This window comes from Mesorhizobium muleiense, assembly GCF_900099905.1.
Taxonomy (GTDB): Bacteria; Pseudomonadota; Alphaproteobacteria; order Rhizobiales; family Rhizobiaceae; genus Mesorhizobium; species Mesorhizobium muleiense.
On record NZ_FNEE01000037.1, the window covers coordinates 1 to 26,725 of the forward strand.

Genomic DNA, 26,725 nt, shown 5'->3' on the forward strand with positions numbered 1-26,725 from the left:
TGACCTCGCTCAAGCACGCCGGCAGCCCGTGGGAAATGGGCCTTGCCGAGACGCACCAGACGCTGGTGCTCAACGGCCTCAGGTCGCGCGTCGCGCTGCAGGTCGATGGCGGCCTGCGCACCGGGCGCGACGTCGTCATCGGCGCGCTGCTTGGCGCCGACGAATTCGGCTTCTCGACCGCGCCGCTGATCGCGGCCGGCTGCATCATGATGCGCAAGTGCCATCTCAACACCTGCCCGGTCGGCGTCGCGACGCAGGACCCGGTGTTGCGCAAGCGCTTCAAGGGCACGCCGGAACACGTCATCAACTTCTTCTTCTATGTGGCGGAGGAGGTCCGGGCGCTGCTCGCCGAGATGGGCTATACCCATCTCGACCAGATCATCGGCGACACCGAACTCCTGGAGAAGCGGGCGCTGATCCAGCACTGGAAGGCGCGCGGGCTCGATTTCAGCAGGATGTTCTTCAAGCCGGATGCCCCGCATGAGGCGGTGCACTGGACCGAGCGGCAGAAGCATCCGATCGACGACGTGCTCGACCGCAAGCTGATCGAGTTGGCCAAGCCGGCGCTCGAAGCCAGGCAGCCGGTCAGCATCGAGCTGCCGATCCGCAATGTCGACCGTTCGACCGGCGCCATGCTGTCGGGCGAAGTGGCAAAGCGCTTCAGGCACAAGGGCCTGCGCGAGGACACGATCTCGGTGAAGCTCACCGGCACCGCCGGCCAGTCCTTCGGCGCCTTCCTGGCGCGTGGGGTTTCGTTCGAGCTGGTCGGTGCCGCCAATGACTACGTCGGCAAGGGCCTGTCGGGCGGCCGTATCGTCATCCGCCCGCCTGAGAACACGAAGATTGTCGCAGCCGAGTCGATCATCGTTGGCAACACCGTGCTTTACGGCGCGACCGAGGGCGAGGCCTATTTCTGCGGCGTCGCCGGCGAGCGTTTTGCGGTTCGCAATTCGGGCGTGGCCGCCGTCGTCGAAGGTGTTGGCGACCATGGCTGCGAATACATGACCGGCGGCATTGTCGTCGTCATCGGGCAGACCGGCCGCAATTTTGCCGCCGGCATGTCGGGCGGCGTCGCCTATGTGCTCGATGAGGTGGGTGATTTCGCCGAGCGCTGCAACATGGCGATGGTCGAACTGGAACCCGTTCCCGAAGAAGACGACCTGATGGAGAAACTGCTCCATCATGGCGGCGATCTCGACCACAAAGGCCGCGTCGACGTGTCCGGCGACATGACCAGCCATGATGAGGAGCGGCTCTATCAGCTGATCTCGAACCACGTCCATTACACGGGTTCGGTGCGTGGCCGCGAAATCCTCGACAACTGGGCGACTTTCCGGCCGAAATTCCGGAAGATCATGCCGGTCGAATACCGCCGTGCGCTGATCGAAATGGAACGCATGCGCATGGGCGTTGCGGCGGAATAGGCTTTGGGAGTTGCAGGGAAGCCAAGCTTCCCGGGCGACGCCTTCATCAACAATCCTGGCCTCGGACTGAAGGTTGCCATGGCTGCCTTATGAGGTTAACGGGTGCGTCGTCGAACGCGCCATCTGGACAGCAGGGACTGGACTATGGGCAAGGTAACAGGGTTTCTCGAGATCGACCGGCAGGTGCACAAGTACCAGCCGGCTTCCGACCGCATCCGGCATTTTCGCGAGTTCACGCTGCCGATGTCGGACAAAGAGGTCGAGAAACAGGCCGCGCGCTGCATGGATTGCGGCATTCCGTACTGCCACGGGCCGACCGGCTGCCCGGTCCACAACCAGATCCCGGACTGGAACGATCTCGTCTACAATGGCGACTGGGACAATGCGATCCGCAACCTGCATTCGACCAATAATTTCCCGGAATTCACCGGCCGCATCTGTCCGGCGCCTTGCGAGGAAGCCTGCACGCTGAACCTCGAGGACATTCCGGTCGCCATCAAGACGATCGAGCAGGCGATCGCCGACAAGGCCTATGAAACCGGTCATATCCGGCCCTATCCGCCGGAAAGGAAAACCGGCAGGCGCGTCGCAATCATTGGCTCGGGGCCGGCCGGCATGGCGGCCGCCCAGCAGCTTGGCCGCGCCGGCCACGACGTTCACGTCTACGAGCGCGAGAGCCGGCCGGGCGGGCTGATGCGCTACGGCATCCCCGACTTCAAAATCGAGAAGCACTATATCGACCGGCGCATCGAGCAGATGCAAGGCGAGGGCGTGAGCTTCCATTGCGGGATCAATGTCGGCGTCGACAAGCCGGTGGCGGAGCTGCTCGCCGAATATGATGCGGTGCTCTATTGCGGCGGTTCGGAAACGCCGCGCCCGGCCAACATTCCCGGCGACGATCTCGATGGCGTGCATGACGCGATGCCTTACCTGGTGCAGCAGAACAAGCGCATCGGCGGCGAGCCGATCCAGTCGGTGGCGTGGCCGTCGCCGCCGATCGTCGCCGGCGGCCAGCATGTCGTCGTCGTCGGCGGCGGCGACACCGCGTCCGACTGCGTCGGCACCGCCTTCCGCCAAGGCGCCGTTCGCGTCACCCAGCTCGACATCCGGCCGCAGCCGCCGGAAAAGGAAGACAAGCTTTCGGTCTGGCCCTACTGGGCGACGAAGATGCGCACCTCGTCCTCGCAGGCGGAAGGCGCCGAACGCGAGTTCCAGGTGGCGACGCTCGAATTCATCGGCGAGGACGGCGCGCTGACCGGCGTCAAATGCTGCGAGGTCGATGAAAAGCGCAAGCCGATCGCCGGCACGGAATTCGTTATCCGCGCGGATCTCGCCTTCATCGCTATCGGCTTTGCCGGGCCGGCCGCCGTCGGGCCAGTGTCGGAACTGGCTGGCCAGATGAAGATCGCCATCGACAGCCGCCGCTCGAACAACGTCGAGGCCAATGATCGCGACTACAAGACCAGCGTCGAAAAGCTCTATGCAGCGGGCGATGTGCGCCGCGGTCAATCGCTGGTCGTCTGGGCGATCCGCGAGGGCCGTCAGGCAGCGCGTTCGATCGACGAGGCGCTGATGGGATCGAGCGTGCTGCCGCGCTGAGACCGTTTGGAAACGCTACTCCCGCGGCCATCTGAGGGCGCTTTGCCCTTCAGGTGTCCCGGGGGCAGGTTTACGGACGATCGCCGTGGTCGTTTCGGTTGTGGCCGCGGCCGCAGGCTGCCGCCTTGGCGGCCAAGAAAAATCGTCGGCGCGGCCGGGCGAAGCAGCGGGCGCCTTGCCCTCGACGACGAATTTTTCACCGGGCCCGGCTTGGCCGGCGCTGCGGCACCGAGGAGTTCCGAACCGCCGTCGAGTGCCGGTGATTTCGAGTCGGCGTCGGTAGCCGGGGCGGCGGCCTCAGTCTTTTCGTTCGAGGGTGGACTACGCTACTGGCCCAGTACCGGCAAGCATCGAAGGACCTTTACAATCATAAAGGTACGTCACCGGTCTCGCGGCTCACCTATGACGATCTAGACGCGCATTCGAGTGAAGTCTTCTTCAACGCGATCCACAATCCGACTGGCATTTTCGTAAAGGCCTCCTCGGTGCCGGCGGCATCAGGGAGGGTTTTCTCATGACGAGGACTTCTTACGGAAATGGGGGGCTACTCAAACACATTCAGTGATCAGCGCGGGGGCGGCGTCAGCTATTTCACCGCCGATCTTGGATATAATTTCTTGAACGCGCCGCGCTACCGCATCGGTGCTTTTGTTGGCAACAATTTCTGGCACGAGAGCTACGACGCTTTCGGTTGCACGCAGCAGGCGACCAACTGGAGGACCTGTGTGCCAACCGTCCCGACCTACGTCAACCTCATCAGCCAGGACAACGATTGGCATTCGCTGCGACTCGGCTTGGCCGGGCAGACGCAACTCACCGCGCGACTCAGCCTTTCTGGTGACGTGGCGTTCCTCTTCACGCGGCTCGACGGCAAAGATCAGCACCACATGCGCCCCAAGATCAAGCTAATTCCCGAAGACGGCGATGGGCATGGCGTCCAGCTCGAGGCGGTGTTGAACTACAAGGTCACGGATTTGTTCAACATCGGCGTCGGCGCCCGCTACTGGGCCGTGGCGAATAACGGCACGGCTCATTTCGAAGAGGCAATGGGCGGTCGTGGTTCCCCGCAGGCCGACGATTGGAAGGCAAAGCGCTACGGCGTGTTCGTGCAGGCCAGCATCAAGTTCAACTGAGAGAGCAAGAACCGGGGAGAGCGGCGATGCCACTCCAGCTCATTACGATCATTGGATCAACAGAAGGAAGTTTTCCGAAGAGTTCTGCAGGCGTGCGCAAAGTCGCCAGACAAAGTTCTCTGGTCCATAGTGTACGTGCCGTCACGCCCGTTCTCGACATGGTTGAATGATACGTCCCGCGCGATAGATCAAAGTCGTTCTTCATTGGTTTTCCGGAAATCGCGGGAGCACAGCGTGCAGTGACCCTCGGCTGCTGGTTTTCTGTCAACGCGCAGATGAGGGAGAATGAGCGTACATTAAAAATCATCAGTGCTGTCGCTTTCGCCAAAGCCCGCCGCAGCTAAACGGGGCCCCACGTCCGGTAGCGCCCCTGCCGGTCACCTCACGGATGCCGAGTTCGGCACCAGCCCGAGCGCAGCACGCTGGCTAATTTTCAGCTCGGCCGCGACCAGACCTGCCGACACCAGCGGCCGCGCCAGCACCAGCTCGATCAGCGCCGGCAGGCTCGAGTTTTTGCGCCGGTTCCTGAGCCGGCGCTCCATCTGGCTTTTGGCCAGCGCCTGGATGATTGCAAGGCTGAAACAGTCGATGGAACGCCCCTCCAGCGAAGCCGAACCGGACGAGGCGCGCGCGCCAGGTCCTTCGGCTGCCATCGGCACGCTGGGTTTAAGTGCTTGGGGTGACACGGCGTGATCTCCGCCGTTGGCGGGAACAGGCGGTAGAACAGCTGGATGTTCTCAAATGCATGCGGGATTGCCCAGATCTGGCCGCCCTCCCCCGTTGCGATCTGACCGGCTTCCATCTTCCAGGTAAGCGCCGCACGCAGGCTCGGGAAGGAGTCGTTGTAGTCGTATCCAGCATCGGGTAAAAACGGGTAACCGGCACTTAAAGGCGTTGTAGTGTCGCCACCAGAAATACTGCTCCGTGGTGCTGGCCTTTGCGTGGGGGCGCAACACGGCAACTACCCGCTCAAAACGGTTGGTCCTCTACCTCTTATTCACCGTCGCTTTCCTCGCGGCCTAACCCGGCCGGAATATCCGTTGCCAGAAAAAGGCCTCGCGGCCGGTTCGAGGCGCATCCCTCCTCCGAAGCAGCACGCTCAAGTATCGTCACAAGCCCCGAGCGCTTCGCGTTCGGCGATGTCCAAATTCCGACAATGTCGGATACAGTCAGATCTACTGGATTGCGTTTGAATGGTTTTCTCATTTGGCACAGTACATGCGGGTCATCCGCAAAACACGTGACCGACCAACAAGAATTCGCATGATCACCTTACCACAACATACAGCCGCCTCGGAACAATCACTTGGCCCCTGATCGCCCGCCCCGGCACCACAACCGGAGTCATCGATGTTCTGACGGGCTGCCCTAGGATACCTGCTGCGACAGGGCTTGCCCTGGTGACGACCACTCCGGCTCCGCCGGTTACCGACGAGGGCAACGTGACGGATTTCCTGCTTTTCAACGGCATGGAGGTGGCTGTCATTCCCGACCACCGAAGCGAGCGACAAATTCTATCTCAACGCCGAGCAAGAGCTGGTGTTCGCCGATGAAGACAGCCCGGCCTTCATGGCAGGCGCATTCGAGTTCCTGTCCGCGCTGTGGCTCGATGAAGAAAAGGTGAGGCAGGCATTCCGTCCGGCAATGGCGTCGGGTGGCACGATCATAGCGCGTGTCTGTTTCGCGGTACGGAACGGTTCTTCCGTCCAGGCTACAATGCCAATCTGATCGACTCCTGGCTGCCGGCCTTGGAGGGCGTCGTCGAGAAGCTCGAACGCGGCGTGGACGTCGCGGATGTTGGATGCGGTCATGGTGCATCGACCGTGCTCATGGCACAGGCCTTCCCCAATTTCGCGCTTCGTCGGCTTCGACTATCATGCCCCTTCGATTGAGCGCGCCCGCAAGGCGGCCGAGGTAGCCGGCGTCGGCGTCAACACGCGGTTCGACGTCGCCGCCGCCAAGAGCTATCCCGGAACCTACGACCTCGTCACATTCTTCGATTGCCTTCACGACATGGGCGACCCGACGGGCGCCGCCACCCATGTCCACGGATCGCTCAAGCCGGATGGCACGTGGATGATCGTCGAGCCGTTCGCGCATGATCATCTGGCGGCGAACCTCAATCCCGTCGGACGCGTTTACTATGCCGCTTCCACGTTCGTGTGCACGCCCGCGTCCGTGTCGCAGGAAGTCGGGCTCGCGCTTGGAGCCCAGGCCGGTGAGGCGAGGCTGCGCAAGGTGGTGACCGGTGGCGGCTTCAAGCGATTGCGTCGCGCCGCGGAGACACCGTTCAACATGGTGCTGGAGGCCCGCCCTTAGCGTGGCCGTCGCCAGAAATTGCAGCTCATCGCATTTGATGAAGATCACCGCCAAAATCCGGACGCATCGGGCTTTTCAAGGCGTCTGGGTTCACGCAGAGGTCGCTGCCGAGCCGCCTTCTCTAAACCACTGAAGTCGATGTCCGGCGGCAGATTCTTTCCCTCTCTGCGGCCACAAGGCGAGCAGCCTCGCTGTAGGCGTCTTCCCGCCCAGTGCTTTCTCGACCCGCCGCGGTGGGCTGATCGTCTCGGATCGTCATCAAAGCGGTGGACGCCGGTGCGAAGTCTGGGCATGGAGATCGGCACCTCCGAGGTCGAGCGGATCTGCTAAAAGCGCCAGGAGCGGCACGCGACCAGTGGCCTATTTACGACACGATGGGCTTCCACCTTCGCAATACGCTCGGTGAGTGTCATCTGGATAGCCTCATCGTGTTTGCAGCTTCACGACGCCTTACGACGCAACGCCGTTTGGTATCCAAGCCATTGGTGGATTTCAGCGGCTATACGCTCGGCATGCGCGGTGACTTCGGGAATTCCCATCAATTCGCCAACGCTGCCGCGCGCCAGCGGCCCGCTGACGAAAATGCTGTCGGTCGGTCGGCCGGAAGTGCTGACCGCACGGCCTTGGCTGTCGGTCGCCAGGCCAAGGCCAATCGGGTCTAGCCGGACCAGTCCCATTCGCCCGAGATCGGCAATTGCTGTGTTGGTCCGGAAAATATCGGCATGCGCCGGCCCGGTCGTGACGACCACCCTGTCGAACGTCTCGGTTGTCTGAGTGGGTTGGCGCCTTGGCCGCAGCGTGACCCGAATGCGCCCGTCGACCTGCTCGGCGCCGACGATCGATGCGGCGCGATAGGCGAGCATGCCTTCGGCAACGCGGCGATCGAGCACGTCCGCGACCTGTGGCGCGATGCGGAAGCGATGCACATCCCACAGCGTGCGCAAATGGCGCACGAGGCGGCGTTGCTCGTCGAGCGGCAGGGCCTGCCAGATGATTTGTCCCTGACGTCGGACGGCATCGAGGACCGGGTGCCAGTCTTCGCCCCGACGCTTGGCATCTAGGATCGTGGCCCGGATGCGTCTGAGCATCACTGTTGCGCTGCGTGAAGGCAGACTGATGAAATCACCAATCGGGTCGCCCGGGAGCACCGCGTGGCTGCGCGAACGATAACCATGACGTGACAGCGCGACGATGCGGCTACGATGCCCATTGCGGTCCAGCGTGGCAATGATATCCGCCGACGTCAATCCAGTGCCGACTACGAGCACTTGGTCGTCGCGGCCGATCGCTTGCAGCCCTCCGAGATCATAGGGATTGGCCACCAGCCGGGCAGCAGCAGCCACAGACCGCAGGGCCGATGGCAAGGCCGGTGGCGGATGCGTCGCCGCAATCACTAGGGCGTCGGCTGCGAGCGTCCTTCCATCAGCGAGAATCAGGATGTAGCCCTGGCCACTAAGCTCGACTGACGCGACGGCGGACCTGACATGACGGATCACTTTGCCGAACAGAAAGGGTTGGAGATAAGATTCCACGTAGCGCCCGAAAACGCGTCGTTGTGGGTAGAGTGCTCCATTTGCGGCAATAGCCTCGGCATCGTCGAGAATCGCGCCGGTCTGCTCCAGCCAATCGGCAAAGTGGCTGTCCTGGCCGGAGATCAGCGTCATTCTCGACGCCGGCACATTGATGCGGTGTGAAGGATCGGCCGTCGAGTAGGCCAGACCATAGCCGAGCCCCTCTCTGGGCTCGACGACCACGATATCGGCAGCACCGGCGGGCAGCAGCCGCGCAAGATGAAACGCGGTCGCCGCACCGGAAAAGCCGCCACCGATGATGGCTACGACCGGTCCCCTGCCCAAGTCTCTGGCGCTCAAGACTGACTCGCGCGCAGTGCCGAAGGCCGATGGTCGCCGGCCACCGTTTCGCCGAACGGTCCCATGTTCACTGCCGTCGGGCGCGTCGAGATTTCATGATCGAGCGGCAACAACGGCAACACCAGTTCGCCAAACCGATAGGCCTCCTCCAGATGCGGATAGCCGGACAGGATAAAGCTATCGATGCCAATGCGCCGGTATTCGTCGATCCGTTCCGCAACTGTCGCCGCATCGCCGACCAGGGCGGTGCCGGCGCCGCCGCGCACCAGGCCAACGCCAGCCCACAGGTTCGGACTGATTTCGAGCTTGTCGCGGCGGCCGCCATGAAGCCGGCTCATGCGCGACTGGCCGACGGAATCCATGCGCGCGAAAACCTTCTGCGCCTCGGTTATCGTGTTGTCGTCCAGGCGGCTGATCAGGCGGTCGGCATCGGCCCAGGCCTCATAATTGGTCTCGCGGACGATGACATGCAGCCGGATGCCGAAGGTCACCTGGCGCCCGGCTTTCTCGGCAAGACCGCGCACATAGGCAATCTTTGCCGCGACGTCCGCCGGCGGTTCGCCCCAGGTCAAATATTTGTCGATCTGTTCGGCGGCGACCGCGTTAGCGGCATCGGACGAGCCGCCGAAATAGAGCGGCGGATGTGGCGTCTGCACGGGCGGAAACAGTAGGCGACCGTCCTCGATACGGAAGTGCTTGCCTGCGAACGCTACGGTCTCGCCGCGAAGCACCGCCTTGTAGATGTCGAGGAATTCCCGCGTCACCTCATAGCGCTCGTCATGGCTGAGGAAGATGCCGTCGCCCTTGTTCTCGACCGGATCCCCGCCGGTGACGACGTTGATGAGCAGCCGTCCGCTGGAAATGCGGTCGAGCGTCGAGGTCTGCGCGCGGCTAGCGTCGGCGATTGCAGGCCCGGCCGGACGGCGACAAGGAAGCGAAGCCGCTGCGTCAGCGGTGCCAGCGCCGACGCCACGACCCAGCTATCTTCGCAACTGCGTCCTGTCGGCAGCAGCGCGCCATAGTAGCCGATGGCATCGGCGGCTTTCGCGACTTGGGTGAGATAGGGCAAGTCGACCGCCCTGCCCCCCCTCTGAGGTGCCGAGATAGCGGCTGTCGCCATGAGTCGGCAGAAACCACAGGACCTTGATCCTGTCGGGAGTGGCAATGCTCATGAATGGTCCTCTGTGATTTGGAGGCGCTTCGCTCAGCTCCAGGCATGGAGCGGCGGATTTACGTCGTTGAGGTAGTAGTTGCCGAGGATCGCGTATTTCCAGCGCACCGGATCGTGCAGCGTGTGGGTGCGGGCGTTGCGCCAGTGCCGGTCGAGATTGTGCTCGGCCAGCGTCGAGCGTGTGCCGGCGAGCTCGAACAGCTTGTTCGTGGCAATGATGGCGATCTCTGTCGTGAGGATCTTGGATTCGGCAACCGCGATCTGCGCTTCCGCGACGGTCTTCTCGTTCGGGTCGGCCACGGCGCGATCTACCGCAAGCCCGGCCCTTTCCAGAACCGCCTCTGCCGCGTTGGCCCGCAGGCGAAGGTCGCCAATCGCCTGGATCGTATAAGGATCCTGCCAGGCATGATTGACGCCGCTGTCGATCCAGGCGCGCGACTTGGTGCGCACGAAGCCGACAGTCTCGTCGATCGCCGCCTTGGCGATGCCGAGATCGACCGCGGCCTGGATGATCTGGAAGATGGCGCCGTCGGCCGTCGGCCTGTCATAGCCCTTGTAGCCGGGGACAAGATGCGTTTTGGGCACCTTGACATTGTCGAGCAGGACCGTGCCGGACAAAGTCGTCTTCTGTCCGAAGCTCGACCAGTCGTCGATCACCGTCAGTCCGGGCGCGCCGCGATCGGCGATGGCATACCAGGCGCGCCCCTCGTCATCGAGCGCCACGATCGGAACCAGATGGGCAAGCAGAGCACCGCTCGAATAGAATTTCTGGCCGTTGACCACGACATGGTCGCCGGCGTCGACGAACTTTGTCTCGAAGTCGGCCGCGCGCTTGGAGCCGAACTCGGAGAACGCGTTGCCGAAGCGCGTGCCGGACAGCACCTCAGCGAAAAGCAGCTTCTTCTGCGCCTCGTCGGAGACGGTGCGGATAGCGGCGACGACGCCAAGATGGTTCTGCGGAATCTGGCCGAGCGACGGATCGGCCGCCGAGATGATGGTGATCACCTTCGACAGGGTCACATAGGAGAGCTCCGGCCCGCCATAGGCTTTCGGCACGTTGATCGACCACAGGCCGCTCTGCGAAAACGCATCGAGCTCTTCCTTCGGCCAGATGCGTTCACGATCCCGCTTGGAGGCATCCCTGGCGAATTCGGCGGCGAGTTTTTCGGCGACAGCGATTGCCTCGGCATCGGCCTTGATCACATGCGCCTTGGCAGAGGGTCGTTCGACCGGCGGGACGGCACTGCGGCTATCCGACGCCTGCCTGGATTGGATGGTCATGCTGCTGTCTCCTTGGGAAAATGTTGCGGTGGAAGCGGCGCGCCGCCGAGGTAGTAGGTTTTGATATCGGTGCGCTGGCGCAAGTCGGCAGCCGATCCTTCCAGCACGCTGACGCCGTTCTCGAGCACGGTGGCGCGGTCGGCGTATTTCAGCGCGACCGCCGAATTCTGTTCGGCAACGAGGATCGAAAGGCCTTCGTCGCGGTTGAGCCGTTTCAGGGCGCTGAAGATCTCGTCGACGATCAGCGGTGCCAGCCCCATCGACGGCTCGTCCAGAACAAAGAGTTTCGGCCGCGACATCAGACCCCGGCCGATAGCCGTCATCTGCTGCTCGCCCCCGGAAGTGAGGCCGGACCGGGTTCGCCGCTTCTCGGCGAGCCTTGGGAAAAGTGAATAGACACGATCCAGGTCCGCCTTGACGCCCGTGCGAGAGGACGAGCGTCCGAGCGCGCCGGTGAAGAGGTTCTCTTCGACCGTCAGCGAGCGGAAGCAATGCCGGCCCTCGAGGACTTGGACAAGGCCGCTGCGGACTAGGTGCGAGGGGCTTGCCCTTGAAACATCCTCGCCACCGAAGGTGATCCGACCGGCGGTAATGGCGCCGCGCTCGGCCGGGAGGAGATTGGATACGGCGCGCAGCAGTGTCGTCTTGCCGGCACCGTTGGAGCCGAGCAGCGCGACGATCTCGCCCCTGCCAACCAACAAGTCGACGCCGTGTAGGGCGGCGATGGCGCCGTTGTAGACAGCCTCCACGCTGCTAACTGACAGTATCGGGTATTCCGGGATGGACATCGATGACTCCGCTCGGGAAGGTGGATGGCGCGGCCGGCCAGATTTGTCGGCCGCACCATACCAAATTCAGTTGCTGACCACCGCGTCGGCGTCCTCGGCCGTGCGGATCTTGATGCCCTTTTCCTTGGCATACGCCTCGGACGACTTCTCGATGATCGGACGCAGCAGCTTCCAGTCGGGAGCGATCCAGTCGGAGACGACATTCCACTTCTTGCCGTCCCATTGCTGGAAGGTCACGTAGCCGTCACCCTCGTGATTGTCCCAGGAGACGTTGATCGAGTGGAACAGGTCCTTGGCGCCGAGTGCCTCGACGCGCGCCGGATCGAGCTTGAGATGCTCGAAGCCCCAACGCACTTCGTCGCCGGTCAGCGTGCGGTTGCCGAACTTGGCCTGTGCGATGCGGACCGCCTCGACATTGAGGATGCCATTGACGATGCCGAGATTGTGGTAGACCGAGCCGATGCGGCTTTTGTCCTCGAGATTGCCTTTGCCGTCGCCGTAGACCGTTTTGACGATCTCCTGGACCACCGGATACCGCTCACCCGAGGCCTGGGTGGTGATGGCCGTATAGCCCTTGGCGGCATCGCCGGCGGGGATGACATCCTCTTCGGAATTCGACCAGACATTGCCTATGATGTGATCGGCCGGGAAGCCTGTCTTCTGCGCGGTCTTCAAGGCGACGGGGTTCATCACGCCCCAGCCGCGCAGCACGACATAGTCAGGATGCTCGCGCCGGATGGTCAGCCACTGCGCCTGCTGCTCGTTGCCGGGATGCGGCACCTCGATCTGCGACAGCTCGAAGCCGTATTTCTGCGACAGCAGCTCATAGATCGGGATCGTCTCCTTCCCATAGGGCGAGCCGTGATAGAGCACGACGATGTTCTTGCCCTTGAGCTTGTCGAGGCCTCCTTCCTTGGACGCGATGTAGTTCACGATGCCGGAGGTCTCGCTGTAAGGATTGAGCAGCAGCGGGAAGACGTAAGGGAACACCCGCCCGTCGGTCGTGTCTGTGCGGCCGTGGTTGATGGTGATCAGCGGCACCTTGTCGTCGGTGATGCGATCGATCATGGCATAGGCGATGCCGACCGAGAGTGGATTCCAGGCAGCGATGCCGGGATTGCTCTTCAACCGTTCATACACCTCGACGCCCTTCTCGACCTCATATTGCGTCTCGCCTTCGCTCCAGGCCAGCTTGGCGCCATTGACGCCGCCGTCGCGGATGTTGATCAGGTTGAGATAGTCGATGAAGCCACCGAAAAAGCCGGTTCCGCCGGCCGCATACGGACCGACACGGTAGCTCTGCAGGGGAAAGTATTGTTCTTCGGCGTGAACCGCCGTCGCGCCGAGCACGAAGGCCGTGGCGATCGCCGCTTTTCTTAGGTGACTGAAGAAGGTCATTGCTTACGTCTCCTGATGGGTTGGTCCGAGCGGAGGAGGAAGTTGAGCGGCAATCAGCTGGACCTTGAGCCGATCCGTCGTTTGAGGCGGTCGAAGAGGGCCGACAGCCCGCTCGGTTCCGCGATGAGGAAGATGATGATAATGGCGCCGAGCACGATGCGCTGGCTCATGTCGAGAACGCCCGAATCGAACAGGCCGCCGAACAGGAATGCGCCGAGCCGGGACAGAAAGAGCGGGAGGACAACGATGAACGCCGCACCCAAAACGCGCCACGGATCGAGGCCAGCCCGCCGATGATGATGATGAACAGGATCTGGAATGAGCGGTCGAGATTGAAGCCTGCCGGCTCGACGGTGCGCAGATAGGTGAAGGCCCACAGCACGCCGGCGATACCGATGATGAACGACGAGATGGCGAACGCCAGAAGCTTGGTTCGCAGCACCGGCACACCGATGACGCGTGCGGCGGTTTCGTTGTCCCGCACGGCGATGAAGTTGCGACCGGTCGCGCTGTTGACCAAGCGCCAGACGAGGGCCGTCAGCACCATGACCGTGGTGACCGAAAGCAAATAGCGGCCGGTCGCGCTGTCGAGCGAAAGACCGGCGACGGCCAGGTGCGGCGCCGAGATCACCCCGGACGGGTTGTCGTTGGAGAACCAGCCGAACTTGGTCAGCGCCCATTGCACGAAGAACTGGGCGGCGAGCGTCGAGACGGCGAGGTAGAAGCCGCGCAGCCTGAGACTGGGCAGGCCGAACACGACGCCGAAGCCGGCGGCGGAAATTCCGGCCAGGATCATGGTCACCGCCAGCGGCAGGCCTTCGACCCTGAGGTTGAAATTGTAGGCGCCGAACGCGCCCACCGCCATGAAGGCGGAAGAGCCAAGCGAGAGCTGGCCGCAATAGCCGGTCAGCAAATTGAGGCCGACCGCCGCCAGGCTGAGCGCCAGGAATGGCAGCAGGATCGCCTCGACCAGATAGCCCGAAGCATAGGCAGGGACCACGCCGTAGGCGACGACGAACAGGGCGGTCGCCAACGCCAGCTTCTGAACGAGTTTCGCCCAGTCGACTGGAAGCCTTGCGGCGTCGAGAGCTTGCACGGCCATGGTTCAGACCCTTTCGACGGTTTTCTGGCCAAACAGGCCGGAGGGGCGCACCAAAAGCACAACCAGCGCCAGCGCATAGGCGAACCAGCCCTCGATGCCGCCGCCGACGAACGGGCCGAGATAGACCTCGGCCAGCTTCTCGCTGGCGCCGATGATGAGGCCGCCAACGATGGCGCCGAGGATGGAATCGAAGCCGCCAAGCACCAGCACCGGCAGCGCCTTCAGCACGATCAGCGACAGCGAGAACCGGACGCCGAGACGCGCGCCCCACAACAGTCCGGTGACCAGCGCGACGAAGCCGGCCGCCGTCCACACGGTGCCCCAGATGCGAGGCAGCCGCAGCCCGACGGCGAGGGCCGCGAACTGATCGTCGGCGACGGCGCGAAACGCAAGGCCGATCCGCGTCCAATAGAAGAAGGCGCTGAGGCCTGCGACCATGGCGGCGGCGATCGCCGCCGCCAGCAGGTCGAAGGATGAGATCAGTATGCCGCCGACCTCGAAGGGGGTGTCGTCGATGCCGAGGTCGAGCCCGTGCACCTGCGTGCCCCAGATAAGCTGGGCGGCACCTTCGATGATGTAGGAGAGCCCCAGCGTCGCCATGAACAGCGTCATCGGCGAGCGGTTGACCAGTGGCCTGAGCACGGTCCGCTCGATGGTGAAGCCGAGCGCGACCATGACCGCGAAGGTGATGAGCAGCGAAAGCGCGAAGGGGATGCCGCGTTCGACGAGGCTGACAAAGGTGAGCGCTGCGAACAGCACCATCGACCCCTGCGCGAAGTTCAGCACGCCCGACGTCTTGTAGATCAGCACGAAACCTATGGCGACAAGCGAATACATGACGCCAGAGAGCAGGCCGCCGACCAGCACTTCGATGACGAAGAGGAAATCATAGTAGCTCATCAGATGTCCTCGCCATTCTCGCCCTCGGCGGTGCCGATATAGGCCCGGATCACTGCCGGATCGGCCCTGACCTCGGCCGGCGTCCCGTCTGCGATCTTGCGGCCGTAGTCGAGCACGGCGACGCGGTCGGAGAGGCCCATGACGACGCCGATGTCGTGCTCGATCAGGATGATGGTGACGCCGTGCCGGTCGCGCGCGGCGCGCACGAAGCCGGCCATCTCGGCCTTCTCGGTCGCCGTCATGCCGGCCATCGGCTCGTCGAGCAGCAGCAGCTTCGGCTCGGCGACCAGCGCGCGCGCCAGCTCGACCCGCTTCTGCAGGCCGTAAGGCAAGGTGGCGACGAGGCGGTCGGCGACGCTTTCGAGATGCAGGAAGGCGACTATCTGATCGGTCTTTTCGGCGATTCCCGCATCTTCGCTCCGGGCGCGTGGCAGACCTGCAATATGTTCGACGAAACTGGCGCGCCTGGTGTGGACGCGGCCGCACGCGATGTTGTTGCGCACGGACAGACCGCCGAATAGCGCCAGGTTCTGGAAGGTTCGCGCAACGCCGAGCCGTGCTAGACGGCTCGCCGGCACCCGGGAGAAGGACTGCCCGCCGATCGCAATCCTGCCGCGGTCGGCGTGATAGAGGCCGCTGATGATGTTGATCAGTGAGGACTTGCCGGCGCCGTTGGGGCCGATCACCGCGCGGATCTCGCCGACTTCCACTTCGAGATCAACATCGCTCAGCGCCTTGACCCCGCCAAAGGAAATGCCGATCCCGCTCAGCGCGAGAACCACATCCGGCCGTGACGACAGGCGTGCCAGACGCCTGTCGCCGACGGGGTTAGCCACCGCGAGGATGGCGGAAATTTCGGACGCGCGCTCGTATGCGGCCGCTCCCAGCGAAGCACCAATCATGAAACATTCCTGCTTTTGAAGGCGTGTCGGCTGCGGCCCCGTGGGCCGCGCCCGTCCTATTCCGCGGCGACAAGCTCCCTGTCGCGAGCTGCTTCCAGTTCGCGCACCAGAGGAATGACGCGCTTGCCGAAGAACTCGACCTCTTCCTGGAAATGCAGGAAGCCGAGCAGGATCAGGTCGGCACCGGCGTCCTTCAGTTTCAGGATGCGTTCGGCGATCTGTTCCGGCGTGCCGATGAGATTGCTGCGGAAGCCGTCATTGTACTGAACGAGATCCTCGAGGGACGACTTCGCCCAATTGCCTTCGCCTTCCGGCGAGGCCTTGCCGGCATTCTTGACCTGATCGGCAAAGCCCTGCACCGCCTCCGGATTCGCCTTGGCGATGATCTCGTCGAGCACGGCGCGCGCTTCCTGCTCGCTCTCGCGGGCGATGGCGAAAGCGTTGACGCCGATCCTAACCTTGTGGCCGTTGGCTTTCGCCTTGGTGCGGATGTCGTCGACCTGCTTCCGGATCTCCTCCGGGGTATTGCCGTTGGTGAAATACCAATCGGAGACACGAGACGCCATGTCGCGAGCGGCTCGCGACGAGCCGCCCTGGAATATCTCGGGCAAGGGCTCGATCGGCTTCGGCTTCATGGAATAGTTGGTGAAGCGGTAGAAATCGCCCTTCAGCGTGAAGCTGTCTTCCGTCCAGATGCCGCGCAACGCTCGGATAAATTCCTCCGACCGGCGATAGCGCTCGTCATGATCGAGCCAGAGTTCGCCAATCGCGGCGAACTCGCCTCGGAACCAGCCGCTGACGACATTGACGGAGACGCGGCCATTGGTCAGGTGGTTGATGGTAGCGATCTGCTTGGCCGCCAGCGCAGGGTTCCACGGACCGGGCAGGATCGCTGCGATGACCTTCAGCGTTGTGGTCGCGGCAAGCAAGGCATGGCTGAACGAGACTGATTCGTGCTGGTTGTCGGCCCCATAGCCGGCTGTGAAACGGATCTGGCTCAGCGCATAGTCGAACCCGTTGGCCTCGGCAATCTGGGCGAGCTTGCGGTTGTAGTCGATATCCCAACCCGTCCGCTGCTCGATGTTGGAGATGACCAGGCCGCCGGAGACGTTCGGGACCCAGTAGGCGAATTTGATGGCGTCGGAATGCGAACTCATGTCGTCGTTTCCCCTGTTGATTGGCTCAGCCGACGCGGGTGGCGACGGCGGCATTTGCGTGACTTGAGTTGAGCAAGGAGACCGCGTCGGTAGCGGCCCTTGCAATACGCTCGATGATGGCTGCGCCGACGATTTCGCCATCGACGAAATCGTCGGGCGTGCCGTAGACGCCCGTAGGGACGGTGACAGAGCCAAAAAAGCCGAACAATGGCCGGAGCTGATGTTCGAGCACCAGGCCATGGTATGGGCTCCCGCCGGTCGCCGCGAGAAGCACGGTCTTGCCCGTCAACGCGCGATAGTCGACCAGGTCGAACAGGTGCTTGAGAGCGCCAGTGTAGGAAGCCCTATAGACAGGCGTTCCGACCACGAGCAAATCGGCCTTCTCGACACGCTGGATAATCGCTTCTCCAGATGCGCCAAGTGCGCCGCGGGATAGTCCGGCGAAAAGCGACGGTGCTGCCTCCGTGATCTCAATCAGACCGGTGTCGGCAAGCAGGCGCAACGCGACCGCCTTGACCAGCGCATTGACGACCGCCGTGGTGCGGGACGGGTTGCTTACACCGCCGGATATTCCAAGAACCGATAATCGTGCCAAGTCATCTATCTCCCACACATGCGCCATAGGCCACCACCGAAACCAAACGATATTCTACGAAATCTGTAGACATAAGGTACTTTGTTCTGATGTTTTCACGTCAATGGGAAAAACGGCGCTGCTAGGAGCGGCACGCCCACCGCATTCGATCTCAAATGGGATTAACTTGGCAGGGGCCGTAGGCGTCACCCGCGAGTTCGACTTTGGTGAAAACAGGCTCCGCCGGCGCGATATGAGGAATGTCGTCCAGCCGTTTGTGACAGCGCTCTCCACCGATGCCACGCAATCAAATGAGCGCGTGTATTATGACGGCTAGGCGTGCGAGAAACGTCCTCAGGCATTGCCCTACGAAGGAGCCGATATTAGCGCCGAGATTTCAAGGCTGGTCAGGGACGATTGAGAGTTTTGAGCACCGGCAGCACGAAGGCGGCAATCGCAGCGTCATGCCTTCGGAACCATCGGTAGCTGCTCAATACGTTCTGTTGTGCTCCTGCCTGTATATGTGTTGCGTAATTCCCCTGAATGGCAACGGATTACCTGCGTCTGGTTATTCATTCTTCACCACTCACCCGCCCTTGATGATCTTTCGAAGCCGGGCGGGATCGGACAAAATCGCGAGGTCCTTCAACGGATTGCCGTAGACGGCGATGAGATCTGCGTGAGCGCCAGGCGCGATGGTGCCGATGAGGCCTTCCATGTTGAGCACGCGGGCAGCATCCACCGTCGCGGATCGGATCACGTCCCGAGGCTTGAGAACGCGGCCGCGCAGAAGAAATTCCTCTGATTGGTGCCTATGCATCTGGCCAAGCAGATCGGAGCCGTAGCCCATGGTCACGCCAGCGCTTTGAAGCGTTTCGAGCGCCGACAAGCCGGCATCGAGAACGAAGCTCACCTTTTCAAGGGATTCGGCGGACATGCCGTATCTGGCTCCGTCCCGAGCGACGACAGCAAAGGTGATGTTCGTCGGGACGACGAACGCGCCTGCCTCGCGAACCCGGTTGGCGGTTGTCGCTTTGATGAGGTTTCCATGCTCGATTCGGATGGTCGACGTTTCATCCCAGATTTACTTTCGCGCCTCACGCCGGCACTCGCGCACATAGTCCGCCGGGTTATGTCGCCAAGCGCCGAGCGGATTTGCGGCAAGGGGAAGTCCGGGCACTCCTCGCACCCTCGTCCTCGCGCAACACCGCACGTAACAGAAACGATAGCACGCATTCTCACAATTAACGACGGCTGTTCGGCAGTGGGCTTCGTCGCGAGCGAGGACGAGAGTGTCGGGTCTACAACCAAATGTCGGAGGTCGGACCCAAATGTCGGAGGTCGGACACGCAAGGCCCTTACCACGTAGGTGATTGAAAGCTTTATTGACGAGGCGCTCCAATGGCCGGCCCGCAATGCGGGAGATATTGTTAGAGGCGTCTCGAATGACTTCTCCGCGGGACCCGAAGGGCGTCTCAGGCATCCTTTGGCACGATTAGTGCAACGGATGATCCGCAAACGTTGCCGATACAATGTGAGGGGAGCGTCACCCAGATTTTTGTGTTGACCGTCCACTCACTCTTCACCCAGTGGCTGCCGCGCAGGCGCTTGCGGACGCCGGTCAGCCCGATAGCTCATCGATCCAGATCAGCGGAGAACAATACACAGAATGGGAACGAGATCAGCATGAACTCGAATTTTAGTCGTTTGGCCCAAGCCACCGCTATGAACTTGCTCTGGACGTCGGCGAACGAAGGCATGTGGATGCCGGCCCAGATTACGGAACTTGGCGCGGCCATGCGCGCGAATGGACTCCAGCTTGATCCCGCGCAGCTCAGCCGTCTAGACACTGCCCCGCTCAACGCGATCGTATCACTGGGCGGATGTTCAGCTTCCTTCGTCAGTCCGCAAGGACTGGTTGCGACCAACCGTCACTGCGTGCTGGAATCGATCCAGTACAACAGCAAGGAGAGTCAAGACTATCTCACCAAGGGATTTCTAGCGAAAAGCCTTGGTGAAGAATTACCCGCGGTGCCCGGCAGCCGCATCTATGTGATCGAGGATATCCGTGATGTGACCGCCGACATGCTCAAGGGCGTATCGGACAAGCTGAACGGCTTTGCCCGCTATGAGCGGCTCGACAGGAACCGGAAGGCGCTGATCGCCGCATGTGAAGAACAGCCCAATCGCCGCTGCGACGTGGAGTCCTATTATGGCGGCGCCTCCTACTATCTCCAGCAGAAGCTCGAAATTCAGGACGTGCGCCTAGTCTATGCGCCCGCGCTCGGCATCGGTAACTTCGGCGGCGAAACGGACAATTGGACGTGGCCGCGCCACACAGGCGACTTCGGTTTTTACCGCGCTTATGTCGCTCCTGATGGTTCCTCCCGGCCTTATGCGCGCGACAACGTGCCCTACCGGCCGAAGAGCTGGCTGCGCATTGCCTCTAAAGGCGTGCAAGACGGCGATTTCGTCATGGTCGTCGGCTTTCCCGGAGAAACCAATCGGTTCCGCACGGCGGATGAAGTACGGTTCAATTTCGCGCGGTACGAACCGCTGTTGCAGCATTTGCTGTCGGATTATGCGGCCCAGATAAACCAAACCACGGCAGGCAATCGAGAAGCGCAGATCCGCTACGCCTCCATCCTGCAAGGCGTGGAAAACTACAAGAAGAAGTTGGCGGGCGATCTCGCCGGGGCCAATGCGATCGGGCTCGACGTGCGCAAGGCGATCGAGGAGAAAGCTTATCTCGACTGGGTCGCCGACGATCCCGCGCGGCAGGCGCGCTATGGCGCAGCGATCGGCGAACTGGGCGCCATGGTGGACGAGAATAGCCAGGCCTCGCTCGAGGGGCTGCGCCAGGCGCTGCTGAACCGCGCGCAAATGCTCTCATCCGCGCGCACTCTGTATCGCTGGGCCAAGGAGCACGAGAAGCTCGATGAAGACCGCGAACGCGGCTTTCAGGATCGTGACCGTAACCAGACCGTGGATCAACTGACGCAGATCGAACGCGGTTACCTGCCCGACATCGATCGCAAGCTATTTGAGGCCGCGCTCGATGAATATCGCCGGCTAGACGCAAAGGACCGCGATACTGCGTTCGAAACGGCTCTGGACCAAATCGGCCTTGACCGACTTTATGCAGAAACCAAACTCGCCGACACGGCCACGCGGCTCGGCTGGCTCGACAAGCGGGCTGCTGCCTTCGAGGCGTCGGACGATCCTTTCATCAAGCTGGCGGTCGCGCTCTATCCCGGCGACATAGCTGCGGAGCGCGCGGCGAAGGACCGCGCTGGCCGAGCGCAGGCGGCGCGCGCGACTTATATGCAGGGCCTGCGCGCCTACTGGCAGGCGATTGGCCGGCCGGTGTATCCCGACGCGAATGGATCGCTGCGCATCACCTGGGGCAAGGTGTCGGGGCGAACACGCGACGGGCAGATCTGGACGCCATTCACCACGGCTGAGGGACTTCTGGCCAAGCACACTGGCAAGGGCGAGTTTGATGCGCCCGCCGCCGCCGTCGCTGCGATCCGGGCCAAGAATTATGGCCCCTATGTCGCGCCGGAGCTGGGCACTTTGCCGGTCGACTTCATGTCCACGGTCGACATTACCAATGGCAATAGCGGCTCGGCCACGCTGAATGGGCGCGGCGAGTTCGTCGGTCTCGCCTTTGATGGCACGCTCGATGGAGTGATCTCCGATTGGGCATATGCCGCAGACCGCAGTCGAAGCATCCATGTCGACAGTCGCTTCATGCTTTGGACCATGGACAAGATTGACGGCGCTGCCTGGTTGCTCAAGGAGATGGGAGTGCTGCCGGCGTCGCGTTCATGAGCGGGGTAGTCTGGCGGTAGGCGGCCTGTCGGCGTCATACCTCCACAAATCCCCCTTGGAATTTTAGACAAATCCCGTGTGGAAGCGCCGCCTCAGCCGGTCTTGCAGCGCCTGCCGGTCGGCGACGAGGTCGTCGCAGCGACCCGGCGCCGCTGCCCGGCCATCAATTGTCCAATCGGCGCCCACGTGCCAACACAAACACGCCGCAGTCATAAGCATTCGGCTGTCGGGTCATGGGGGCTGCCTCGAAGGTGCCGTTCAGCACCCTTGCGAGCTGGTTTGCAGGCTCGTCGTTGTGGCCCTGTCCGGGAGGAGTCGTGGTGATAGGCGACCCGCTCCGGGTTGCGGCCATCAACGAGCAGCAGCGAGCAATGGGTGCTGTCGCTGGTACGATTGCCATTGCTCACTGGCACGAATAGGAAGTCGGCTGGGCCGACAGCTCGATTATAGATGACCTGCAATGTCTCTTGCGCGTTCTGCGACCCTGCGTAACGCATTTGATCCACCTCGCGACCCAAGTTCCATGTTCCAGTCTGCCAATTATGCGACTTTAGAAGTACAAACCATGAACGCTGTGGCCGCGTGGTTATTGAGTTCCAATCGCTATTTAGTCTGCTTGCATGTTCCGAAATGACCGCGTTGGGCCCGCAAGCTGACAGGCGGCTTTGCGGACCACTGGGTAGAAAGGAGTCATCCGCCACGACGTTGCGCACAGCCCGGAGGTGCAACTCCAACGCATGATGCGTATCTTATAGCGAGTTTAGGTCTATATGGAACTCAAACGCACCTCCGGTCTGCAGATCACCACGTCGTATTCAGCGCGTGCGCATTTTCGAGAAGTCGGCACCGACGACTAGCAGGTTCTCATGTTCCATCTTGGCCCCTCCGGCATCATCCTTATTGATACTGCTTGGCACCATGACTTCGAACCTGACCGACGTCACAAGGTCATCGCTCACACTCGACACCCACGCTCAACCGGAATCGTCAATATGCAGCAACATTTCTGCATCGACATCAGCTGATACGTCATCAGCAATAGTCATCGATCGAGTCGCCAAGGTCCTCTCCAGCTAGTTCGCAGAAGTGCTTCAGAGCGCCCTTGAGACTGAAGAAGGTGAATTCGCTTCGGTGATGGAAAAGGCCATCATGGATTGAAATGTGGGCCACTGCCCAATTCTTTATGGCGTCGCCGGCAAAATGAGTGAGTACGATCAGGTCATCGTCCTTGAGATTCCGGTCGACGACGAGGCTCGTGGAGAGCTGGTTGCGCGCGAAGATACTTCCGAAAGAGAGGCGCGATTCATAAAGAAGAAGGGCGTCGTCGGTGAATTCGTCCGGGCACGCCGGAAATTCGGTTGGAACCTTCCAGCGGACCTGGACCGCAAGAGGGGTCAGAGATGGGTAGAGTGTTTCTGCCTGGTTAAGCATTCTTCAATCCTCGCGGCGTGAGTGCCTCAATGATCAGCCTTGCCGAGAAACGACACTTGGTAAAGACTTGCGACCGCAAAGATCGGGTGGCCGTGTCACTAAATGCATATAGCCCTAGCGACTGCTATACCTGATTGAGTGTTGCGCGCCCGCCACGCTCGGACTGAGCGATTTGACGGCGATGCTTGCACCGTCAACAACGTGATTCGAGACAGCATGAGACATGGCTGCATGAGTGGCCCAAGGGTCACCGCCTAACCCGTAACATCCTGAAATCCGTTGCGGCCTGCTTGGTGGCGAAGCCGTACGTCCACCACCCTTGCCATCGACGTCCAGACGGATCCCCTGGATCGGCAGCTTTCAGGAAATGGCTTGGGCAATTCGAGCGGCTGGAATGAGGCGCAAAGCCGCCGTTCACCTCTCCTTCGAGTCAGCGCTCCGACCGGCCAAAATCGTCGAGGCCTCCAACAAGGTGAAATGGGTATTTCACACTGACGCGCAACCCGGGGTGATGAAGGTATGCCAAAACCCACCGAGCCTGATTGGCGATCCAGCGTTAGCCGTCTCAACCTGAAATCGCGGCAACGTTTGCCGACGACTGATCCAATGCCAACCGCTCCATTTCCGGGCGACTGTGTTCACGGGCGGCAAGAATCTGGGCTCTTGTCTGCTTGAGTTGCTCAAGACCGAGAACCAAGGCGCCCTGCAGCCGCTTGCGGTCGCCGAGAATATCCTGGTCAATCTGCGCGATATCGCGTGGATCGATCGCGCGTGAGGGATCGAAGACAAAGCGGGCTTCGACGGACCTTCGCCAATTTAACAACTTCTGCGCCGTTTTGGGTTCGAATCCGGACACGCTGTAGAGCTTGTTCCTCTCGACATCGAGCGCTGTTTCGACGCCATACGACTCCAGGACCTGTTTCTTTCCCGGTCCGATGCTCTCGATCTTTGCCGATGAGATTTCAAAGTTGTCCAGGAACCGGTGCAGTTGCGCCTGACGGCGGTTGCGCTCGAGCTCCGAGATCCTGGCTACCGTTTGGAAGGTAAGATGTCCCATTCGCGCCTGAGCCCGGCGAGCACCGTTTTTTGCCTGTCGAAGGCATCCGGCCCGGCTCTCTGCATCCACGTGGTTTGCGCGTTTTTCCACTGGGTGGCGGCCTCGCCGGCGATGCGCCGGTATTCCGCAGCCTCACTGTCCCTGTTCAAGAAACCTCTCAACCCCAGAAAAACCCCCAAGGCAATGCCCAGCACCCAGATCTGCGCCATCATCAAGCCAGCGACGCCGACTACTGCGGCCGCTACTCCTGCCCGGAAGTTGGTGCGGCGCGCGTGCCCCTTGAGCTTCAAGGCGTTGGGATCTGGTGTCACATTCTTCTCGGGGACGGTCGGCACCGGCCCGGGATGCGGGATGGCGTCCACCTGCGCTGGAATCCGGCGATATCGAAAAGCGTCGCCCCGCTGGCGGGAACAACGGTTGAGAACAGCGGGACGCCAGTGGCGCCTTCCATTTTGCACCAAGGGCACGGCGATGAGCCAAGTGACCAGTGGCTGGAATTGGCGGAGCACTGCTTGAGGTTCGCTTCAAGTTCGGCCAAGGCAGCCACCCAGTCCCGGGCCACGGGCCTGCCAGCCGACGTTCCTTTTTGCGAGAAGGCATCCTCAAACATTTTTGCAAGTCGTGGGCCGACGGTGGAACGCGCCCCGAAACCCGAAGCTTCTTGCAGGCCGAGAAGGAACTGGACGGCAAGGGCTGGCTTCCCGCAGCGTTGCGGGCGACGGTCAAAGTAGAAAGCGAAAGTATGGCAATCGCCGCCGACTAAGCACGGTTCGCATTCAAGGTCAGGGCAGCGATGCCCCGACCTTGAATGCGTCCGGAATGTCTTTCGAGCCGGTATCGAACCCGCCAAGGCCAGGCGAGCGTGCCCCTGGCCCGCCCCTCGCGCTCCCCCTCCCGTCTGAGGCAGAGCGCAAAGCATCTACTATCTAGGTGGACGACGTTTACTCCATTTCCGCCCACGGCGCATCTTTCGCGCTCTGCATGTCAGCCGGAACGGCCAGATCCTGGAAGCAGACGGCGGCACTGCACGCCACTCAGCGGTCAGTGGATCTCGCCAACCGCCTTTCCAGGCTGTTCGGCATCGACCCAACCCATCACCGCGTCAAGATCGACGCCCTTGCGAGTCGACCACTCAACCAAATTGGCGGGCCGGTAGCTTGACGAGTGGCGATACCGCTCGAAGACCGAGCCATCAATCGTCTCATTGACATTGATGTACGTCGCATCCGGGTCCCGGCCGGGAGGGGATGCAATGGGCCGAAGATGCCTCTTGCTGAGGATGGCGTAGGAGCCGCGCATGAACTCCCGGTAAGAGTCTGAAATCGGAGCGTCGAGGGCCCCGTCGTCCACCTCGATGTCGCTCCTGAACGCGAGACCGTGGGACCGGGCCTTTTCGATGATCCAGCTGAGAGGAGCCTGTGCAAGCAGATCATTCGGGTATCCGCCGCCCACATTACCGTGGGCGCCAGCAAACCAACGCTGCTCGACACTGCTGTAGGGACGCGGCGGTGCGATCACCGCCTGGGGATCGGTAGGGATTCTCTTCGTCCATAACGTCGGCATGAAGCTGTTGCGATGCTCATCGAGGGCAAGGGCGTGAAACGCATTCTCGATTGGCACCCTCAAGCCCGTGTCCAGAAATCGGAAACTGGTCCGACTGATGCCTTCCCAGCTGAACGCGGGAATGCCGAGCGCGCCGACAGTGTCCCAGACGGCCACCAGCTTGATCGGCACGCGGCGGGAGTATTTCAGCATCCAGCGTTCTTCCAGGGCAGAGGCCTTCAGCGGGCCTGCGACCAAGTCGTCATGAAGCTTCCACACGGTCAGCGCGTCGCGTCGGCGGTACCGGGCGAACAACTGGTTGACGCTTAACGGGGCACCCGGCCTCAACAGGCCACACTTGGTGATAAAGCCTGTCAGAGAACGCGCAGTGAAGGCGCCACGGCTGAAGCCGAACACGAAGATGTCGTCACCATCGTTGTAGTTTTCGACCAGCCACTCATAGGCATCAAGGATATTCCTGAGCAGCCCCTTCCCAAAGGCTCCGCCAATGACTCCGTTCACCCCGATATCATAGTAGGCGAGCTGGGCTGGGTTTCCGGTGTCTTTCGTTGAACACAGGGCGCGCAAGCGCCAGACATTGGTGTTGTCCGACACGGAATTCCAGGTTCCATCAAGGAAAACCGCCAGCCGCTTCTTACCCGGTCCCGCTGCCGATAATGATTCCATTTCGCTTCCTTGAAAAGGAAGACAGACCACGACATATGGCGGCTGTCCAGCGGTCCTAAGTCAGCGCCCTCCGGAGATTCTGTCCGGTTGCTAAGAAGGTGGGGTAACGCGGCCACAGATGGTGACAAAGGCTGAACTGCCCCAAGCGGCACGAGGCGCGAACAAGATCGAGTAGTCGCGGCTGCTGGTCGTGGGCCGGCCGATGGTGATCATGGACACGCCGACGTAGCTCCCGGTCTTGAAGCGGCCGATGAATTCGACAGGCATCGCCTATGTAGCGGAAGCACCCGTCGCGCCGGTCGAGCTTGAACCTCAGTGTCGGGTTCGGTTGCGTTGGTTCTTCCTGGGCCCTTGCCGGAGCAGATATGAGAATGGCGGCGCCGACAGCCCAGAGCAGCGGCCATTTGGAGGCACTATGGCGCATCACTTGGTCTCGGGGTCGGGCTCACCAAAGGTCTTCACGAAGATGGCCTTGCCAGTGCCTGAAATTTGCTTCTGGATGTCCCAGTCGAGCTTGCTGTCCCTGATGTAGAGACTGAGGGTACAAATCTCGCC

The 26,725-nt window shown here is 61.8% G+C and carries 19 protein-coding genes and 3 pseudogenes; 6 read left to right on the forward strand and 16 right to left on the reverse strand.

Annotated elements, in window-relative coordinates:
- From BLT09_RS31985 to BLT09_RS32000, 3 genes are all read left to right on the forward strand, one after another.
- On the forward strand, positions 1-1,424 hold a 1,424-nt coding region (locus tag BLT09_RS31985; RefSeq protein WP_244529183.1), incomplete at its 5' end, for a GltB/FmdC/FwdC-like GXGXG domain-containing protein.
- A 144-nt stretch (positions 1,425-1,568) separates the two neighbouring features.
- Positions 1,569-3,023, forward strand: coding sequence for a glutamate synthase subunit beta (locus tag BLT09_RS31990; protein ID WP_023798073.1), 1,455 nt, complete (start codon positions 1,569-1,571; stop codon positions 3,021-3,023).
- 536 nt (positions 3,024-3,559) lie between these two features.
- The gene (locus BLT09_RS32000; protein WP_091600473.1) at positions 3,560-4,156 is read left to right on the forward strand and encodes an omptin family outer membrane protease; all 597 of its coding nucleotides are present in this window, start codon (positions 3,560-3,562) and stop codon (positions 4,154-4,156) included.
- 377 nt (positions 4,157-4,533) lie between these two features.
- On the opposite strand, the gene BLT09_RS32005 is transcribed toward BLT09_RS32000, so the two are convergent.
- Complete coding sequence (locus tag BLT09_RS32005; protein WP_236473435.1) at positions 4,534-4,842, reverse strand: helix-turn-helix domain-containing protein; 309 nt, start codon at positions 4,840-4,842, stop codon at positions 4,534-4,536.
- An 811-nt stretch (positions 4,843-5,653) separates the two neighbouring features.
- On the opposite strand from BLT09_RS32005, the pseudogene BLT09_RS32010 reads away from it, so the two are divergent.
- Positions 5,654-6,475, forward strand: a pseudogene (locus tag BLT09_RS32010) (class I SAM-dependent methyltransferase); the annotation flags it as partial.
- A gap of 440 nt (positions 6,476-6,915) precedes the next feature.
- On the opposite strand, the gene BLT09_RS32015 reads toward BLT09_RS32010, so the two are convergent.
- The 11 genes and pseudogenes from BLT09_RS32015 to BLT09_RS32065 all read right to left on the reverse strand — a co-directional run bounded on the left by BLT09_RS32015 (position 6,916) and on the right by BLT09_RS32065 (position 18,703).
- Complete coding sequence (locus BLT09_RS32015) at positions 6,916-8,346, reverse strand: FAD/NAD(P)-binding protein (protein ID WP_091600474.1); 1,431 nt, start codon at positions 8,344-8,346, stop codon at positions 6,916-6,918.
- A pseudogene (gene ssuD, locus BLT09_RS32020) lies at positions 8,343-9,518 on the reverse strand (FMNH2-dependent alkanesulfonate monooxygenase). The gene BLT09_RS32015 and the pseudogene ssuD overlap by 4 nt, the downstream one beginning before the upstream one ends.
- 32 nt (positions 9,519-9,550) lie before the next feature.
- Positions 9,551-10,798 (reverse strand): SfnB family sulfur acquisition oxidoreductase, encoded by a 1,248-nt coding sequence (locus tag BLT09_RS32025; protein ID WP_091600475.1) that lies wholly within the window; start codon positions 10,796-10,798, stop codon positions 9,551-9,553.
- Entirely contained in the window at positions 10,795-11,586 is a 792-nt protein-coding gene (locus tag BLT09_RS32030) for an ABC transporter ATP-binding protein (RefSeq protein ID WP_091600476.1), read from the reverse strand. The genes BLT09_RS32025 and BLT09_RS32030 overlap by 4 nt, the downstream gene beginning before the upstream one ends.
- A 66-nt stretch (positions 11,587-11,652) precedes the next feature.
- Positions 11,653-12,984 carry an ABC transporter substrate-binding protein gene (locus BLT09_RS32035; RefSeq protein WP_091600477.1) on the reverse strand — a complete coding sequence of 444 codons (1,332 nt, stop codon included), beginning with the start codon at positions 12,982-12,984 and terminating at the stop codon, positions 11,653-11,655.
- Positions 12,985-13,037: 53 nt separating this feature from the next.
- Positions 13,038-14,086, reverse strand: a pseudogene (locus BLT09_RS32040) (branched-chain amino acid ABC transporter permease).
- 3 nt (positions 14,087-14,089) lie between these two features.
- Positions 14,090-14,986, reverse strand: a complete 897-nt coding sequence (locus tag BLT09_RS32045; protein ID WP_091600478.1) for a branched-chain amino acid ABC transporter permease — start codon at positions 14,984-14,986, stop codon at positions 14,090-14,092.
- The gene (locus BLT09_RS32050; RefSeq protein WP_091600479.1) at positions 14,986-15,888 is read right to left on the reverse strand and encodes an ABC transporter ATP-binding protein; all 903 of its coding nucleotides are present in this window, start codon (positions 15,886-15,888) and stop codon (positions 14,986-14,988) included. The genes BLT09_RS32045 and BLT09_RS32050 overlap by 1 nt, the downstream gene beginning before the upstream one ends.
- A 56-nt stretch (positions 15,889-15,944) precedes the next feature.
- Positions 15,945-17,045 carry a dimethylsulfone monooxygenase SfnG gene (gene sfnG / locus BLT09_RS32055; protein ID WP_091600500.1) on the reverse strand — a complete coding sequence of 367 codons (1,101 nt, stop codon included), beginning with the start codon at positions 17,043-17,045 and terminating at the stop codon, positions 15,945-15,947.
- Between the two features lie 25 nt (positions 17,046-17,070).
- Positions 17,071-17,640, reverse strand: a complete 570-nt coding sequence (gene msuE, locus BLT09_RS32060) for an FMN reductase (RefSeq protein WP_236473434.1) — start codon at positions 17,638-17,640, stop codon at positions 17,071-17,073.
- 565 nt (positions 17,641-18,205) lie between these two features.
- Positions 18,206-18,703: an amidohydrolase family protein gene (locus BLT09_RS32065; RefSeq protein WP_342028483.1), complete on the reverse strand. Its 498-nt coding sequence runs from the start codon at positions 18,701-18,703 to the stop codon at positions 18,206-18,208.
- 602 nt (positions 18,704-19,305) lie between these two features.
- On the opposite strand from BLT09_RS32065, the gene BLT09_RS32070 reads away from it, so the two are divergent.
- Positions 19,306-21,453: a S46 family peptidase gene (locus tag BLT09_RS32070; RefSeq protein WP_091600481.1), complete on the forward strand. Its 2,148-nt coding sequence runs from the start codon at positions 19,306-19,308 to the stop codon at positions 21,451-21,453.
- Between the two features lie 1,032 nt (positions 21,454-22,485).
- On the opposite strand, the gene BLT09_RS32075 is transcribed toward BLT09_RS32070, so the two are convergent.
- The 3 genes from BLT09_RS32075 to BLT09_RS32085 form a co-directional block, all read right to left on the reverse strand.
- Complete coding sequence (locus BLT09_RS32075; RefSeq protein WP_091600482.1) at positions 22,486-22,884, reverse strand: hypothetical protein; 399 nt, start codon at positions 22,882-22,884, stop codon at positions 22,486-22,488.
- Between the two features lie 565 nt (positions 22,885-23,449).
- Positions 23,450-23,941 (reverse strand): hypothetical protein, encoded by a 492-nt coding sequence (locus tag BLT09_RS32080; RefSeq protein ID WP_091600483.1) that lies wholly within the window; start codon positions 23,939-23,941, stop codon positions 23,450-23,452.
- Positions 23,914-24,303: a hypothetical protein gene (locus BLT09_RS32085; protein ID WP_091600484.1), complete on the reverse strand. Its 390-nt coding sequence runs from the start codon at positions 24,301-24,303 to the stop codon at positions 23,914-23,916. Before BLT09_RS32085 ends, BLT09_RS32080 begins: the two co-directional genes overlap by 28 nt.
- 125 nt (positions 24,304-24,428) lie before the next feature.
- On the opposite strand from BLT09_RS32085, the gene BLT09_RS32090 reads away from it, so the two are divergent.
- Entirely contained in the window at positions 24,429-24,704 is a 276-nt protein-coding gene (locus tag BLT09_RS32090; protein WP_091600485.1) for a hypothetical protein, read from the forward strand.
- A 278-nt stretch (positions 24,705-24,982) separates the two neighbouring features.
- Here the strand turns inward: BLT09_RS32090 and BLT09_RS32095 are convergent, their stop codons facing one another.
- Positions 24,983-26,170: a DUF2235 domain-containing protein gene (locus BLT09_RS32095; protein ID WP_091600486.1), complete on the reverse strand. Its 1,188-nt coding sequence runs from the start codon at positions 26,168-26,170 to the stop codon at positions 24,983-24,985.
- Positions 26,171-26,725: the final 555 nt, after the last annotated feature.